14 protein-coding genes are annotated in these 16302 nt (G+C 63.1%); 12 read left to right on the top strand and 2 right to left on the bottom strand.

Translation table 11 applies throughout. From position 1 onward, the window contains the following. Both AC3YOG_RS12205 and AC3YOG_RS12200 read right to left on the bottom strand, forming a co-directional pair. Window positions 1-444, bottom strand: a complete 444-nt coding sequence (locus AC3YOG_RS12205) for a response regulator (RefSeq protein WP_127753573.1) — start codon at window positions 442-444, stop codon at window positions 1-3. After that, window positions 441-1934 (bottom strand): sensor histidine kinase, encoded by a 1494-nt coding sequence (locus tag AC3YOG_RS12200; protein ID WP_489935285.1) that lies wholly within the window; start codon window positions 1932-1934, stop codon window positions 441-443. The genes AC3YOG_RS12205 and AC3YOG_RS12200 overlap by 4 nt, the downstream gene beginning before the upstream one ends. A 219-nt stretch (window positions 1935-2153) precedes the next feature. Between AC3YOG_RS12200 and rsmH the strand changes: the two genes are divergently transcribed. From rsmH to ftsA, 12 genes are all read left to right on the top strand, one after another. Further along, entirely contained in the window at window positions 2154-3155 is a 1002-nt protein-coding gene (rsmH, locus tag AC3YOG_RS12195) for a 16S rRNA (cytosine(1402)-N(4))-methyltransferase RsmH (RefSeq protein ID WP_489888986.1), read from the top strand. Continuing rightward, a complete protein-coding gene (gene ftsL, locus AC3YOG_RS12190; RefSeq protein ID WP_127753571.1) occupies window positions 3152-3535 on the top strand; it encodes a cell division protein FtsL in 384 nt (127 codons plus the stop codon). Before rsmH ends, ftsL begins: the two co-directional genes overlap by 4 nt. Next, window positions 3535-5244, top strand: coding sequence for a peptidoglycan D,D-transpeptidase FtsI family protein (locus AC3YOG_RS12185; RefSeq protein ID WP_172123666.1), 1710 nt, complete (start codon window positions 3535-3537; stop codon window positions 5242-5244). The genes ftsL and AC3YOG_RS12185 overlap by 1 nt, the downstream gene beginning before the upstream one ends. Window positions 5245-5274: 30 nt before the next feature. Next, window positions 5275-6717: a UDP-N-acetylmuramoyl-L-alanyl-D-glutamate--2,6-diaminopimelate ligase gene (locus AC3YOG_RS12180; RefSeq protein WP_489935906.1), complete on the top strand. Its 1443-nt coding sequence runs from the start codon at window positions 5275-5277 to the stop codon at window positions 6715-6717. After that, window positions 6717-8111 carry a UDP-N-acetylmuramoyl-tripeptide--D-alanyl-D-alanine ligase gene (locus AC3YOG_RS12175; RefSeq protein WP_489935284.1) on the top strand — a complete coding sequence of 465 codons (1395 nt, stop codon included), beginning with the start codon at window positions 6717-6719 and terminating at the stop codon, window positions 8109-8111. The genes AC3YOG_RS12180 and AC3YOG_RS12175 overlap by 1 nt, the downstream gene beginning before the upstream one ends. A 28-nt stretch (window positions 8112-8139) precedes the next feature. Next, the gene (gene mraY / locus AC3YOG_RS12170; RefSeq protein ID WP_127753568.1) at window positions 8140-9225 is read left to right on the top strand and encodes a phospho-N-acetylmuramoyl-pentapeptide-transferase; all 1086 of its coding nucleotides are present in this window, start codon (window positions 8140-8142) and stop codon (window positions 9223-9225) included. A 129-nt stretch (window positions 9226-9354) separates the two neighbouring features. After that, window positions 9355-10515 (top strand): FtsW/RodA/SpoVE family cell cycle protein, encoded by a 1161-nt coding sequence (locus tag AC3YOG_RS12165; RefSeq protein ID WP_127755256.1) that lies wholly within the window; start codon window positions 9355-9357, stop codon window positions 10513-10515. Further along, entirely contained in the window at window positions 10512-11627 is a 1116-nt protein-coding gene (murG, locus tag AC3YOG_RS12160; protein ID WP_489935283.1) for an undecaprenyldiphospho-muramoylpentapeptide beta-N-acetylglucosaminyltransferase, read from the top strand. Before AC3YOG_RS12165 ends, murG begins: the two co-directional genes overlap by 4 nt. Next, window positions 11624-13042: a UDP-N-acetylmuramate--L-alanine ligase gene (gene murC / locus AC3YOG_RS12155; RefSeq protein ID WP_127753566.1), complete on the top strand. Its 1419-nt coding sequence runs from the start codon at window positions 11624-11626 to the stop codon at window positions 13040-13042. The genes murG and murC overlap by 4 nt, the downstream gene beginning before the upstream one ends. A 34-nt stretch (window positions 13043-13076) precedes the next feature. Next, on the top strand, window positions 13077-14000 hold the full coding sequence (locus AC3YOG_RS12150) for a D-alanine--D-alanine ligase (RefSeq protein ID WP_489935282.1): 924 nt from the start codon (window positions 13077-13079) through the stop codon (window positions 13998-14000). After that, window positions 13988-14875, top strand: a complete 888-nt coding sequence (locus tag AC3YOG_RS12145) for a cell division protein FtsQ/DivIB (protein WP_489935281.1) — start codon at window positions 13988-13990, stop codon at window positions 14873-14875. The genes AC3YOG_RS12150 and AC3YOG_RS12145 overlap by 13 nt, the downstream gene beginning before the upstream one ends. Further along, the gene (gene ftsA, locus AC3YOG_RS12140) at window positions 14872-16185 is read left to right on the top strand and encodes a cell division protein FtsA (RefSeq protein WP_127753563.1); all 1314 of its coding nucleotides are present in this window, start codon (window positions 14872-14874) and stop codon (window positions 16183-16185) included. The genes AC3YOG_RS12145 and ftsA overlap by 4 nt, the downstream gene beginning before the upstream one ends. Window positions 16186-16302 lie beyond the last annotated feature (117 nt).

The raw sequence follows: 16302 nt of genomic DNA, 5'->3' as shown, positions 1-16302 counted from the left end.
TCAGTCGGCTTCCGGAACCTGAATCACCGAGAAAAACAATCCCAACTGGCGAATCGCGTTGGCAAACCCGTCATAGTCGACCGGTTTGGTGATATAGACATTGGCGCCTAGATCATAGCAACGCTGGATTTCGCGCTGGTCATCAGTGGTGGTCAGCACCACGACCGGCGAGCGGCGGGTATGTTCGTTGCTCTTGACCTTCTCGAGGATGTCGACGCCGGTCATGTCGGGCAGGTTCAGATCGAGCAGGATCAGCAATTGCCGTCCGCTGCTGACTTCGCCGCTGCCATCATTGCCCATCAGATAGTTCAGCGCCGAGGTGCCGTCGGTGAAGGGGATGATCTGGTTGCTGACGCCGGCCCGCCGGATGTTCTTCTCGATCAGCCGCGCGTGCCCCTCGTCGTCCTCGATCATGACAATGGTGACGGGTGTGCCGGAGTTCATTTTGCATTGCTCCCGAGATAGCTGCGCAGATCGCGCGGCAGATTGATTCTAAAGGTCGTTCCTTTGCCCAGCTCCGAGGAGAGGGTAATTTCGCCACCCAGGCTGCGCACCATGGTGCGCACATGCGCCAGGCCGATGCCTTCGCCCGGTTGGCTCTGGCTACCAGAGCGGCGGAAAAGTTCAAAGACGCGCTCATGGTCAGTAGACGCAATGCCGCGGCCGTTATCGATCACTTCGATGTTGAGTCGGTTGCGCTCCGCGGGCAGGGCCCGGATGGCCACGGTCAGCGGTCGGCCAGGTTCCTGGTACTTGACCGCATTGTCTAGGAGATTGCCGAGCACCTGTTCCAGCGAAAGCCGGTCAGTGACGAGGCGTGCGACCTTGACCTCGGTTGTAACCGAGCCGCCATTTTCCGTCACCTGATGCTGGATGGCGCTGACCGAAGCGTCGATGATTTCGGCGAGGTTCAGTGCTTCGGGCTTGAGCTGGCGCCGGCCTTCGCGGGAAATCTTGAGGATGGCGTTGATCAGTGCATCCATCTTGCGGGTCGAAGAGCGGATAAAGCCGATCGCCTCCGGAAGGTCCTCGGTGGCGGCCAGGCGCGCCTCGGCGAATTTGGGATCGCTCGATTCTTCGCGCTCGCTCATATAGTCGCGCAGGGTAGCGACGCTGGTTTCCAGTTCGCTGGTAAACCCCATGATGTTGACGAGAGGCGCGCGCAGATCATGGGTCACGATGTAGGCGAAGCGTTGGATTTCCTCATTGGCCTTGCCCAGGTCCGCGGTGCGTTCCTGCACCCGCTCCTCAAGGCTTTGATTGGCTTCTTCCACTTCGCGGCGGGCCCGGGCAATTTCCCTGGTATAGGCCAACGCTGTCCAGACTGAGCCCCCCACCACAGCAACGATCACCAGCGCGCCAAAAATGGCGACCCAACGCAGCGCGGTGGCGGCATTGCGCTGGTCGACCACGCCGGTATCGAGGCGCTCCTGTGCGCTTGCCACCAGCGCCACGAGGAAGTCGCGGGTGCGCCCCATGTTCTCATTGCCGGTGTCGCTGTTGACGATCGCCAGGGCGGCATCGCGATCGCCAGCGCGCATCAGATCAATAGTTCGGGCAAGTTCTTGCAGCTTGATGTCGATGGCAGATTGGAGTTCGACAAGGCCTTCGCGAAGCTGGGGATAGGGCGCCAGCACGGTGACCAGCCGCTGCTGCAACACGGGCAGGCGTTGAACGGCCCCGGTATAGGGTTCCAGATAGGCTTCGTTGCCTGTCAGCAGAAAACCGCGCTGCCCTGTTTCGGCGTCCACCAATGCGTTACGCAGATCGGTAGCGGCGCTACGGATTTCGCGCGATACGACCACCTCGTTGAAATAGCCCTGAGTGCGCTCAACCAGCCAGATCGTAGTGCCGACAATGCCGACCAGTGCAAAAAAGCCGACCAACAAGAGAATGGTGGTCGCGCGAACAAAGGCATTGTTCGATATCGGCATCAAATTACCCTGAAGTGACGGTTGTTCATGGCCTAATCCGCTGGAGGGGGCAACCTTGAATTCCGCCCTCCAGGTGGGCAGGCGTCGCGCGCGATGCGTCGGGTGTGATCGGCAACTTGCCGCGTGCGCGACATGGGAAACAGAATCTTAAACACACTGGTCCAAGAGTGAGCTTGGTTTGAGTGACCCGCATCGACGCGGGCGTGGAGTTATGGTCGCATGGGCAAGAGTAAGATGCCCGAAGCCAGCCAAGAGAATATGTCGCATATCCCCGTGCTCCTCGATGAGGTGCTGGCGGTGTTTGCGCCTGTTCATGGCAAGCGAATCGTTGATGGCACTTTTGGTGCCGGCGGCTATTCCCGCGCGCTCTTGGCTGCCGGGGCCGAGGTCGTGGGCATTGATCGCGATCCAAGCGTGCTGCCCTTTGCCGATGCATTGAAGGCCGACTACCCCGACCGGTTTACCTTTCTGCCGGGCACATTTTCCCAGCTTGACGATTTGGCGGGCGAGCAGGGCCCGTTTGACGGGGTGGTGCTCGATATCGGCGTCAGCTCGATGCAGCTGGACGAGGCCGAGCGCGGCTTTTCCTTCATGCGCGAGGGTCCACTCGACATGCGCATGAGCGGGGCAGGCGAAAGCGCTGCTGATCTCGTCAATGGCCTTGAGGCCGAGGCGCTTGCCAACCTGCTTTATGCCTTCGGCGAAGAGCGCAAGTCGCGGCGTATCGCCCAGTTCATCGTGGCGGCCCGCCAGGAAGCGCCAATCGAAACAACCTTGCAGCTGGCCCGCATCATCGAGAAAGCCATCGGCCGCAAACCCGGCGATGCCCATCCGGCCACCCGCTCGTTCCAGGCGCTGCGTATTGCCGTTAATGCCGAGTTCGAGCAGTTGGTGCAGGGCCTGTTCGCGGCCGAGCGCCTGCTAGGTGAAGGTGGGCGGCTCGCCGTCATTACCTTCCACTCCCTTGAAGACCGCATCGTCAAACGCTTCTTTGATCCCGACAAGGGCGCGCCAACTCAGTCACGGCACCTGCCGCAGGTGGTGGGCGAACAGCGGCGCTGGGTCGAAGTTGCTAAGGCGAAAAAGCCTGGCAGCGCCGAGCTTGAGCGCAACAGCCGCTCGCGGTCGGCCATTCTGCGCTGGGCGGTCCGGGGCGCTGCGCCCGCCCGTCCGGTGCGAATGGAGGGCCTTGGCGTGCCAACAATCCGGGGAAATGCATGATCCGCAACCTCAACATTCTGCTGCTGTTTTCCAGCGTGCTGATGCTTTCGGGCGTTTACGCGCTGAAATTCTCCATCGAGCACACCGCCAGCGAGCGCACGGCGCTGATCGCCCGCATCGACCAGCAGGAGGGTGACCTTTCTCTGCTCAAGGCCGATTGGGCGGTGCTCAACCAGCCCGGCCATATCGATCCGATCGTTCGTCGGCACCAGGCGGCGCTAGGCATTGTGCCGGTCAAGCAGGAGCAGTTTGGCTCGTTTGCGAGTCTCCCCATGCGGCCAGTCAAGCCCAACAGCGCCGCGCTTAACGCGCTGTTCCAATCGCTGGACGCCGGCATCGACCCCATCGACGCTATTCTCGAACTTGAGGGTATTGAGTAATGGCCTTGGCGCACGAGAATTTTGCCCCGCCCATTTCGCTCGACGGCGCACGCAAGGTCCGCGGCAATCTCACCCAGGCGCGCATTCGCTGGATGATCTTCGCGATCGTGCTGGGTTTTGCCCTGGTGAGCGCGCGGCTGGTGCAGTTGGGCATGGTCGTGCCCGACTCCACGATCGAAGGGCAGGCACGCGACCTGATCACCGCGACTCGCCCACCAATTCTTGACCGCAATGGGCTCGAAATGGCGGTCGATATTCGTGTTCCCTCGCTGTTTGCCGAGCCGCGCCGCATCATCGATGTGGAAGAAGCCGTGCAAAAACTGCGCACGGTCATCCCGGATCTCGACGAGAAGTGGCTGCGCGACCGGCTCACCGGCGACAAGGGCTTTGTTTGGCTCAAGCGCGAGCTGTCGCCCTCCATCCAGGAGCGGGTGATGCGGCTGGGCATCCCGGGCATCGACTTCATCACCGAATCCAAGCGCTTTTACCCCGGCATGGCCGAGGCTTCCCACGTTCTGGGCTCCACCAATATCGACAACCAGGGCATTGCCGGCATTGAGCGGCACATGGATGGCGAGAACGTCGCGCTCCTGCAGGAGCTGGGTCTTGCCCGCGGCAATGCGCTGACCCCGGTTGAGCTTTCCATCGACATGCGCGCCCAGCATGTGATGCACGAGCAGCTGATGGACGCGATGACGCGCTACCAGGCGATTGCTGCCGCCGGCATCATGCTCGATGTGCATACCGGCGAGGTCATTGCGCTCGCCTCCGTGCCCGATTTCAACCCGAATGATCCCGCCTCGGCACTGGTCAAAGACAGCTTCAACCGTATCACCGCCGGCATTTTCGAGCCCGGCTCCATCTTCAAGACCGTGACAATTGCCGGTGCACTCGATAGCGGTGCGGTGTCGGTGAGCGATCAGTTCGATGCCCGCTTCGGCGTCCGCTTTGGCCGCTTCACCATCGATGACTTCCACGGCAAGCACCGCATTCTCAGCCTGCCCGAAGTTTATAAATACTCGTCCAATATCGGCACGATCCGCATCATGCAGGCCATGGGCAAGGAGCCCTATCGGCAGTTCCTGAGCACGATGGGCTTTGACCAGCGGGTACCCTTCGAGCTGCCCGAGATGCGCTTGCCAACGGTGCCCAAGCAACTGTCCGAAGTTGGCGCGGCCACCGCGTCTTTCGGTCACGGCTTGTCGGTTTCCCCGCTGCACATGGCGGTAGCCTATGCAGCATTCGTCAATGGCGGCAATTACGTGCCTCCCACGCTTTACAAGCGTGACCTGGGGGAGGCCGAGTCCCTGTACCGGCGCGTCCTGCAGCCATCCACCAGTGATGCCCTGCGCTATCTCATGCGGCTTAATGCCCTTGAAGGTTCGGGCTCGCAGATGAACAAGGAAGCACTGGGTTATCGCGTCGGCGGCAAGACCGGCACGGCCGAAAAGGTGGTTGACGGCCGCTATTCTTCCAGCAAAGTCACCAACTTCTTTGCGTCGGCGTTCCCGCTGGACAATCCGCGCTATGCAATGGTGATCATGGTGGACGAGCCCAAGGCCGAAAACCCGCAGTCCGGCACCACCGCGGGCTGGAATGCCGGTACCGTCACCGGTCGCATCGTGCAGCGGGTTGCGCCCATGCTGGGCATCGCGCCCGATTTCTCCGAAGCGCTTGATCAGGCGCTGAAGCCCGCTGGCGTTTACTAAGGCCAACCACAAGGACCTGTTGCAGTGTCACTGAGCGTATCCCAGTTGCTGGAAGGATCAGGCGCCGCGCCGGTCGAGGATCTGGGTGCGGTGTTCGGCCTCAACTCGGACAGCCGGCGGATCGAGCTGGGCGAGCTGTTCTTTGCGCTCCCCGGCGCAGCGGTGCATGGCAATGCCTTTATCGCCGACGCGGTGGGGCGCGGGGCCTTGGCAGTGGTCACCGATCTCGTGCCCGCCCAAGATCCCGGCGTGCCAGTGATCGTGGTTCCCGATGTCCGCGCCGCCTATGCCCGCGCCGCCGCGCGAATCTTTGCACCCCAGCCGCGAACCGTGGTGGCGGTCACCGGCACTAATGGCAAGACTTCCGTCGCGTCCTTCGTGCGGCAGATCTGGCAGCAGGCCGGAATTGCTGGCGCCAGCATCGGCACGCTGGGGGTGCAAACCGCCACGCGCCACATCGAGGGCAGTCTCACCACCCCCGGCGCGCGATCAATCCACCAGAACATGCGCGCGCTCAAGGGGCAGGGCATCGACCATGTCGCGCTCGAAGCCTCCAGCCATGGTCTTGATCAGCGGCGTCTCGACGGTATGCGCTTTGCCGCTGTCGCCTTCACCAACCTGACGCGCGATCATCTCGATTACCACGCAGATATGGATGAGTATCGCGTGGCTAAACTGCGGCTCTTTACCGATCTGCTGGCCGATGGTGGCACGGCGGTGGTCTATATGGATGATCCCGAGCACGCGGCTTTCCTCGCGGCCGCGGTCGACCGGGGCGCAAAGCTGCTGGGCGTTGGCCATGCCCCCGGGGCTGCCATCCAGATCCGTTCGGTGACAACGCAGGGCTACGGGCAGCGCGTCGAGGTCCGCTTCGAAGGCGAAACCGTGAGCTTTCACCTTCCGCTCACCGGCGAGTTCCAGGTCGGCAATGCCCTGGTCGCCGCCGGGTTGGCGATAGCGAGCGGTGTCCCAAAGGCGCAGGCTTTCGCCGCGGTGGAGCAGCTGCGTGGCGCCAAGGGGCGCCTGGAGCTCGTAGCCGAGCACAACGGCGCGGCGGTGTTCGTGGATTATTCCCACACGCCCGACGCCTTGAAGACCGCGCTCATGGCTTTACGCCCCTATGTGACGCGTGATCTGCGTGTGGTCTTTGGCGCCGGCGGTGATCGCGACAAGGGCAAGCGTCCGCAGATGGGCGCCGTTGCAGCCGAGCTGGCGGACAAGATCATCGTCACTGACGACAATCCCCGCACCGAAATTGCCGCCACGATCCGCGCGGAGATCATGCATGCGGTACCCCGCGCCGCAGAGGTCGGCGATCGCGGCGAAGCCATCAGCACCGCCGTTGCCGCGCTCCAGCCCGGCGACGTTTTGCTCGTTGCCGGCAAGGGGCATGAGGATTACCAGATCATCGGCACGACCAAGCACCACTTCTCGGACCACCAAGCCGTGGCCGAGGCAATCAAGAGACTCTGATGCCCGCACTCTGGACCCGAGACGCCCTGTTGCAAGCCACAGGGGGGCGGATGGTGGGAACGGTTGGGGCGAGCATCGGCTCGGTCTCGATCGACTCGCGTGACCTGGGTCCCGATGCCTTGTTCGTCGCCATCAAGGGTGATCGTTTCGACGGTCATGACTTTGTGGCCCAAGCCTTGGCCAATGGCGCCGCTGCTGCATTGGTGAGCGAGGGTCGGGGCGAACAAGACGGCTGCATCGTCGTCCCCGATGCGCTGGAGGGACTGCGCTATCTCGCTCGCGCGGCCCGTGCCAGGAGCGAGGCGCTGGTGGTTGGCGTCACCGGCAGCGTTGGAAAGACCACCACCAAGGAGGCGATCCGCACGGTGCTCGAGGCAGCAGGTCCCACCCACGCCTCGATCAAGAGTTTCAACAATCACTGGGGCGTGCCGCTGATGCTGGCCCGTATGCCAGCGGAAGCGCAGTTCGGCGTCTTCGAAATGGGCATGAACGCCGCCCGCGAGATCGCGCCCTTGTCGCAACTGGTGCGGCCGCATATCGCCGTCATCACCAATGTGGCCGCCGCACATCTGGAAAATCTCGGTTCTTTGGAAGCCATCGCTGCGGCCAAAGCGGAGATCTTCGAGGGGCTCGAGCCTGGCGGCACCGCAGTGCTCAATGCCGATCATCCCCAGATCGAGCTGCTGCTCGAGGCGGCACGCAAGGCGGGCGTTCAACGGGTGATCACCTACGGCTTCACCGAGAACTGCGACTGGCGCATCCTCGAAGCGGATCTGCAGGCCGAGGGCAGCACCGCCACGCTCGAGCATGCCGGCGAGCGCATCTCTCTCCATCTCAACACTCCAGGCCGCCATATGGTGGTCAATGCCACGGCAGCGCTGATTGTCGCTGACCTCGCCAGAATGAGCCGGGAGGCTGCCGTGGCAGCATTGGCCAGTTTTGGCGCACAGCCGGGCAGGGGGCAGCGCCTGCTCCTGGGCGATCCCGAGCGCCCGCTGCTGCTGATTGATGAAAGCTACAATGCCAACACCGCCTCGATGACCGCGGCGCTCGACGTCTTCGCGGCCCAGCCGGCACCCGGCGGCCGCAAACTGCTGGTGCTGGGCGACATGCGTGAGCTCGGGGCTCAAAGCGCTGCACTCCATGCCAGCCTCGCCGAAGCAGTTCTGCGCTCGGGCGCCGAGCGTATCTACCTGGTCGGCCCCGAAATGGCCGCCCTTGCCACTACACTGGGCGCCGGGCGTGTGGCTTGCCACACACAAACGGCAGCAGAGATGGGGATGATCGTGCTCAACGATCTTGCTTCGGGCGATGCAGTTATGATCAAAGGGTCCAACGGCGTGGGGCTAGCGGGCGTCGTTGAAAAAATCCGGGGCCATTTCCACCAGAAATAGCCCACCCACGCGAGGACACCTCCCAGAAATGCTGTACTTTCTTGCCCAGTTGGGGGACACGCTCGCGGCGTTCAACGTCTTCCGCTATATCACCTTCCGCACGGCAGGAGCGGTCGTCACCGCGCTGTTTTTCGTGTTCCTGTTCGGCCCCGGGATGATCTCCCTGTTGCGCCTTAAGCAGGGCAAGGGCCAGCCCATTCGTGAAGACGGACCCCAGGGGCACCTGCTGACCAAAAAGGGCACGCCCACCATGGGCGGGCTGATGATCCTGTCGGGCGCGGTTATATCGACCCTGCTTTGGTCAAACCTCACCAATGGCTATGTCTGGGTGGTCTTATTTGTGACGGTCGGCTTCGGCGCTATCGGCTTTTACGATGACTATCTCAAGGTCAAGCGCATGAGCCACAAGGGCTTTGGCGGCAAGCAGCGCCTCGCCCTTGAAGCGCTCATTGGCGTTGTGGCTTGTTATGCCATCTCGCAACTCTCGCCGGGCGCGTTCTCCAATGCGCTTTTGTTCCCCTTTGCCAAGGGATTGGCGGTTGATCTTGGCATCTTCTTTGTGCTGTTCGGCGGCTTCGTGATCATGGCCGCCGGTAACTCGGTGAACCTCACCGACGGGCTGGATGGCCTCGCCATTGTGCCGGTGATGGTTGCCTCGGCCTGCTTTGCCCTGATCGCCTATCTCGTGGGTAACCAGGTCTTCTCGGATTACCTGCTGCTCAACCATGTCCCCGGCACAGCCGAACTGTCGGTGGTTTGCGGCGCCCTGATCGGGGCCGGCCTCGGCTTTTTGTGGTTCAACGCCCCGCCAGCCCAGATCTTCATGGGCGACACCGGCTCGCTCGCCTTGGGCGGCGCGCTCGGCTCAATCGCCGTCGCCACCAAGCACGAAATCGTCCTTGCCATTATTGGGGGCCTCTTCGTGCTGGAAACCGTGTCGGTGATCGTTCAGGTCGCCTCGTTCCGTCTCACCGGCAAGCGGGTGTTCCGCATGGCGCCCATCCACCACCATTTCGAGCATATGGGCTGGACGGAGAGCCAAGTCGTGATCCGGTTCTGGATCATTTCCTTCGTACTGGCGCTGATCGGGTTGAGCTCGCTCAAGCTACGCTAGTTGGCGGCGCTGCGCCACAGTTGTCCAACTTGTTGCAAAATGCGATGCAAGTTGGAAATCGGTAACCATCCCTGGGTTAGATATGGGGACTAGTGTTCCGCCTGGAGGCCGCGAGGCCGACTGCCCATGATGTTTTCCCGTGCCGAAAAAACACCCATCGCCGAATGGTGGTGGTCGATCGATCGCGAACTGCTTGGGGCGCTGATCCTGTTGCTGACCTGCGGCATGGTGCTGAGCTTTGCCGCCAGTCCGCCGGTGGCCGAGCGCATCGGGCTTTCCCCTTGGTTCTTCATCATTCGCCACGCCATGTTTTGTGGGCTGGCGCTGCCCGTGCTAGTCGCAACCTCCTTGTTGAGCCACCGGCAGGCGCGGGTTGGCGCTCTCATTGCGCTGGGTGTCAGCGTTGTCCTGCTCTGGGCGACCCTGAAGCTAGGCACGGAAGTGAAGGGCGCTCGGCGCTGGATCACCCTGGCGGGCCAATCCATTCAGCCTTCCGAATTCGTCAAGCCGGCCTTTGCCGTGCTGGGTGCCTGGTTGTTCTCGGAATCGATGATCCACCGCAATGTGCCGGGCAAGATCCTTGCCACCCTGATCATGCTGGTGATCGTTTGTGGCCTCTTGCTGCAGCCCGATATCGGGCAGACCGCGCTGGTACTGGCGACCTGGGCCGTGCTGCTGTTCCTGTCCGGCATTTCCTGGTTCATCATCTTTGGCCTGGCCGGTGTCGCAGCCGTGCTGCTGTTCGGCGCTTATATGTTCTTCCCGCACTTTTCGCGCCGCATCGATACCTTCCTCAACCCCGATGGTGGTGGCAATACCTACCAGATCGACCGCGCCCTCCAGTCCTTGCTGGAAGGCGGCTGGTTCGGGCGGGGCCCGGGCGAATCCATTGCCAAAAAGCTCATCCCTGACGCCCATGCCGACTATGTGTTCTCCGCCGCCGCCGGTGAGTTCGGCATTCTCTTCTGCATGGTTTTGGTGGGATTGATCGGCTTTATCGTTATCCGCGCCATGCTCGGGGCGCAGCGCCAGAGCAGCCTGTTCGCCCGCCTTGCTGCCTCGACGCTCGCAATCCAGTTCGCCATGCAGTCGGGCATCAACCTCGCCGTGAACCTCAACCTCGTTCCACCCAAGGGCATGACCTTGCCCTTCGTGTCCTATGGCGGCACCTCCATGATTGCGATTGCCTTTGGCATGGGGCTGATGCTCGCTTTCACCCGCACCAAGCCCGAAGAACGCCTGGCCACCGGGCTGCCCAGTTACAAGAGCGCATTGGTGCCCGCAGAATGAAAAAGTTCATGTTGATGGCCGGCGGCACGGGCGGGCACCTGTTTCCCGCCATGGCCCTGGCCCAGGAATTGCGCCGTCGTGGTCACGTCATCGAGTTGATGACCGACCATCGGGTGGAAAGCTATGGCAGCGAATTCCCCGCGCGCGAAATCCACATCGTGCCCTCCGCCACGCCCTCGACGCGCAACCCGGTCAAGTTTGCCGCGGCGGCGGTCAAGCTGAGCGGCGGCGTTGCCGTTGCCCTGCGCAAGCTACGACGCAGCCGACCTGATGCCGTTATTGGCTTTGGCGGCTATCCCACCTTTCCACCATTCGTCGCAGCAAGCCTTCTGGGCATTCCCGGCATCCTGCATGAGCAGAATGCCGTAATGGGTCGCGCCAACCGCGCGCTGGTGCGTTTCGCCGATCTGCTTGCCCTGAGCTTTGCCAGCACCAAATATGCCGAGGCGCTGCAGATCGAAACCGTGCTCACCGGCAATCCGGTGCGTGACCGGGTGCGCGCCGTTGCCGATCGCCCCTATAGCGCGCCTGACCTCGACGCGCCCTTGCACCTCGTCGTGTTCGGGGGCAGCCAGGGCGCCAAGGCGCTGTCCGACATCGTCCCCGCAGCAATTGCCGAGTTGCCCGAGGCCCTGCGCCAGCGCCTTCAGGTACTGCAGCAGTGCCGCGCCGAAGACCTCGACCGGGTGGCCGAAGTTTACCGCAAGGCTCGAGTCAATGTTGAACTGGCGGCCTTTTTCGGCGACCTGCCGGAGCGCATCGCCGCCTCCCATCTGGTGATCGCCCGCTCGGGTGCATCGACGGTGGCGGAACTCTGCGTCCTCGGGCGCCCCGCAATCCTCGTGCCGCTGCCCGGCTCGATCGATGCCGATCAGAAAAACAACGCCCTCACGGTCGAAGCGGCCGGGGGCGGCTGGGTGGCCGAGCAGGCCACGCTCTCACCGCAATCGCTTGCGACACGCGTTGGCACCTTGTTGACCGACCCTCCGGCTCTTGCCACCGCAGCGGCCCGGGCCAAGGGGCTGGGCGCGCCCCATGCTGTGGAAAAACTCGCTGACCTCGCCGAAATGCTGGCGGGCAAAGACTTTCAAGAACTGGAACATACCCCATGAAAATGCCGCGCAATATCGGGCCGGTCCACTTTGTCGGCATCGGCGGCATCGGCATGAGTGGCATCGCCGAAATCCTGCACAATCAGGGCTATGTGGTGCAGGGCTCGGATGCCGCCGCCAATCCCAATGTGCAGCGCCTGCGCGACATGGGGATCCGCATCGAGATCGGCCAGCGCGCCGAAAACCTCGGTGAAGCCGCTGTTGTCGTCGTCTCCTCGGCCATCAAGAAGGACAACCCCGAGCTGGTTGCCGCTCGCGCCCGCGCGCTGCCGGTAGTTCGGCGCGCCGAGATGCTGGCCGAGATCATGCGCTTCAAGAACGCCATCGCCATCGGCGGCACCCATGGCAAGACCACGACCACGACCCTGGTGGCGACGCTCCTCGATGCCGGCGACCTCGATCCCACCGTCATCAATGGCGGCATCATCAATGCCTATGGCACTAATGCCCGGCTGGGCGCGGGCGAATGGATGGTGGTGGAGGCCGACGAGAGCGACGGCACCTTCGTCAAGCTGCCGGCCGACGTCGTCGTCGTCACCAATATCGATCCCGAGCATCTCGACCATTACCGCGACTTCGAAGGCGTCAAGCGCGCCTTCCACAACTTCGTCGAGAACGTCCCTTTTTATGGCTTTGCGGTGATGTGCCTCGATCACCCCGAAGTGCAGGCGCTGGTCGGCGAGATCCGCGATCGCCGCGTCATCACCTATGGCACCAACCCCCAGGCCGATGTGCGCCTCGTGGACCTGGAAACCGTGGACGGTGTCAGCAAGTTCTCCGTCGAGATCCGCGACCGCATCCGGTTGACCCAGCTGCGCATCGACGGGCTCGAACTGCCCATGCCGGGCGAACACAACGCCCTCAACGCTACCGCCGCCATCGCTGTGGCCGACCAGCTGCATGTTCCGGCCGAAGCCATCCGCAAGGGCCTCAAGGGCTTTTCGGGGGTCAAGCGCCGCTTTACCAAGACCGGCGTCGTCGGCGGCGTCACCGTGATCGATGATTACGGCCACCATCCCGTCGAGATCGCCTCGGTGCTGCGCGCGGCCCGCCAATCCACCAAGCGCGACGTTATCGCCGTGGTCCAACCGCATCGCTATTCGCGCCTGCAGGACCTGTTCGACGACTTCTCTGCCTGCTTCAACGACGCCGACACCGTGATCGTCGCTCCGGTCTACGCCGCCGGCGAGCAGCCCATCCCCGGCGTCACCCATGACGAACTGGTCAACCGTATCCGCGCCCGCGGCCACCGCGATGCTCGCGTGATCGACCGCGCCGAAGCTCTTGCGCCGCTGCTCGCCAGCCGCGTGGCCAAGGGCGACTATGTTGTGTGCCTGGGCGCCGGCAACATCACGCAATGGGCCGCGGCACTGCCGGCGGAACTCGGCGCACTCATGGGGGAGGATCCCCAGTGAGCCACCTCCTCGTGATTGCCGTTGCAGGAGCATTTTGATGGCCAAGCACGTTGCCGTCCTTATGGGCGGCTTGTCCAATGAGCGTCCCGTATCCCTGAGCTCCGGCAAGGGCTGTGCCGAAGCCCTGCGCCGCGTCGGCTACCAGGTGACCGAGGTCGATGTCGGCTATGACATCGCCGAACAGCTGCGCGAGATCGCGCCAGACGTTGCCTTCAATGCTCTGCATGGCCGCTATGGCGAGGACGGCACCATCCAGGGTGTGCTGGAATTTCTGCGCATTCCCTATACCCATTCGGGCGTTTTGGCTTCGGCGCTCGCCATGGACAAGCACCAGACCAAGATCATGCTCAAGGCCGCCGGCGTGCCGGTGACCGACCATGTGGTGGCGAGCCGCGCCGAAGTGGGCCGCGCCCATGTCATGCCCGTGCCCTATGTGGTCAAGCCCGTCGCCGATGGTTCGAGCTTTGGCATCCTGATCGTCAAGGCTGACCAGTCCCATCCGCCCCAGGAGATACTGGGCGAAGACTGGAAGGGCGGCGAAGAGCTGATGGTCGAGCGCTATATCCCTGGGCGCGAGCTGACCTGTGCCGTGATGGGCGATGTAGCCCTGGGCGTCACCGAGATCGTCACCGATCTGGCCTTCTACAACTACGAGGCGAAATACTCCGCCGGCGGATCACATCATGTGCTGCCGGCGCAAATTTCACCGAAAATTTACGACAAAGTGCAGAAGATGAGCCTGCTTGCCCATGCGGCGTTGGGGTGTCGCGGGATTACCCGAAGCGACTTCCGCTTCAACGACGCGGCAGGCGAAGATGGTGAATTGGTCTGCCTTGAAATCAACACCCAGCCGGGAATGACCCCCACTTCGCTGGCGCCCGAACAAGCGGCTCACGCCGGGCATTCCTTCGAAGAACTGGTCACCTGGTTGGTGGAGGACGCGAGTTGCAACAGGTAAAAAGCGAGGCGTTTTTCGCCGGAGCGCGGGTGGTCAATCCGCGCCAGCTGCCTGTTCGCATGCGACCGCCCCGGCGCAAGCTGGCCAATATTGTGGGCCGCGCCTGGGTGCTGCACCGCCACGCCCTCGTGCGGGCCGCCAGCGCTATGGCGCTGCTCGCCGTTGGGCTGGGTGTGTGGCAGGTCCGCGAGCCGATCGGGCTGGGGATGGCCACCCTTGGCGAGCTGGCGCAAGGGCAGGCTGCCGCTGCCGGCTTTGCCATTGGCGAAATCTCGATCACGGGCCAAGCCCTGACGCGCGAGCAGGACATCTTCGATGCCCTTGGCGTGCAGCCCTACACCTCGACCGTTGCGTTTGACGTCGAAGCGGCCCGCCTGCGCATTGCCGAGCTGCCTTCGGTAGAGGCCGTCAGCGTCCGTAAGGGCCTGCCCGGTGACATCGTCGTCACCATCACTGAAAAGGTACCGGTGGCGCGTTGGCGCGTGGATGGCGTGACCTTTGTGGTGGATGCCCAGGGCGACCAGATCGGCGAAGATGCCGGTGCTTATGGCGATCTGCCCCTCGTCGTGGGCGATGGCGCGGCGGATGATGCCCTCGTGATGATCCGGGCGCTGCAGCAACATCCGGTGCTGCAGGAGGGTCTGGTGGCCCTGTCGCGCATCGCCGACCGCCGCTGGGACATGATCTACGAAACCGGCTTGCGCGTGCAATTGCCCGAGCTTGGCGTCGCCCAGGCGCTGCGCAAGCTCGATATGTATCAAACTGAATACCAGCTCCTCGACCGCGACGTCACCGTGATCGATTTGCGCGTGGATAGCCTCGTGGCAGTCCGGCCGGCCGAGATCGAAGAAGAAAAAGAAACCAAGAAACCATGATGACCGATGCCATGACTTCGCGGCTTCGTCCCCTTCAGCCCGGGCGCACCACGCTTGTGGCGGTGCTCGACATCGGCTCCACCAAGATTTGTTGCGTGATTGCGCGTTTGTCGCCCCGGCCGGAAGGCAAGTCGCTCAAGGGCCGCTCGCACAAGGCCGAGGTCATCGGCTTTGGGTATGGCCCGTCCTCGGGCGTCAAGAGCGGGGTCGTCACCGATATTGAGAAGGCCGAGCAGGCCATTCGCTCTGTGGTGGGCATGGCCGAGCGCGCCGCCGGGCTGACGCTGGAGTCGGTGCTCGTCAATGTCACTGCCGGCCGGCTCGGCTCGGAAACCTTCTCCGCAGCCGTCTCGCTTGATGGCCAGGAAGTCGAAAAGGCCGATCTGCAACGCGTGTTGCGCGCCGTTAACGAGCGCAGCGTTCGCCCCGAGCGCTCCATCATCCATGCCTTGCCCATCGGCTATTCGCTCGATGGCCAAAAGGGCATCCAGGATCCCAAGGGCATGGTCGGCGACAAGCTCGGCGTCGACGTGGCGGTGGTGAGCTCGGAAACCCTTGCCATGCGCAATCTCGAATTGGTGCTGCATCGCTGCCATCTGCAGATCGAAGCGCTGGTCGCCACGCCTTATGCCTCGGGTCTGGCGACCCTGGTTGATGATGAAGCCCAGCTCGGTGTCGCCTGCCTGGATTTCGGCGGCGCGACCACGACCGTTTCGGTCTTCAACGAAGGCCATCTTTGCTATGCCGACGCTATCGCCATCGGCGGGCATCACCTGACTCTGGATATTGCGCGCCAGCTCTCGGTCAGCGTTGCCGATGCCGAGCGCCTGAAGACGCTTTATGGCTCGGTGCTGCCCGGCCAGGCCGACGAACGCGACATGATTCCCATCCAGCCAGTGGGCGCGACTCACGATGAGGCGCCGGGGCAGGTGGCTCGTTCCGTGCTGACCCGGATCATGCGGCCGCGAATCGAAGAAATCCTGACGGCCATCCGCGATCGCATGCAAGCCACGGGGATGATGGATATGTGCGGGCGGCGTTTCGTGATGACTGGCGGCGCTAGCGAAATGACGGGCCTGCCCGAAGTCGCCCGCCGCGTGCTCGCACGCAATGTGCGCAATGGCCGGCCGATGGGAATCGCGGGGCTGCCGGAGATGGCCAAGGGCGCAGCCTTCGCGACCGTTGCCGGCATGCTGATTTACCCGCAGGTGTGCTCGCATGAATATGCCGAGCCGCGCGGCGCCAGCAAGCTGACCGGCACCGATGGTTACCTGGCGCGGGTCGGGCACTGGCTGAAGGCCAGCTTTTAGCGTGGTTGGCCGGGCAGCCTCCGCTGCCCGGCGACTCAATTTATCCCCGGTGCCAAAAGCTCGGTTATTGTTGCCCCATCTTCATGCGCAACTGCGCGGTCGCGACGAACGGTCGGC

It is taken from the genome of Devosia sp. Z6_126, assembly GCF_058133495.1.
The sequence above is the reverse complement of the archived record's forward strand: the minus strand, read 5'-3'. Positions and strand labels throughout refer to the sequence as shown.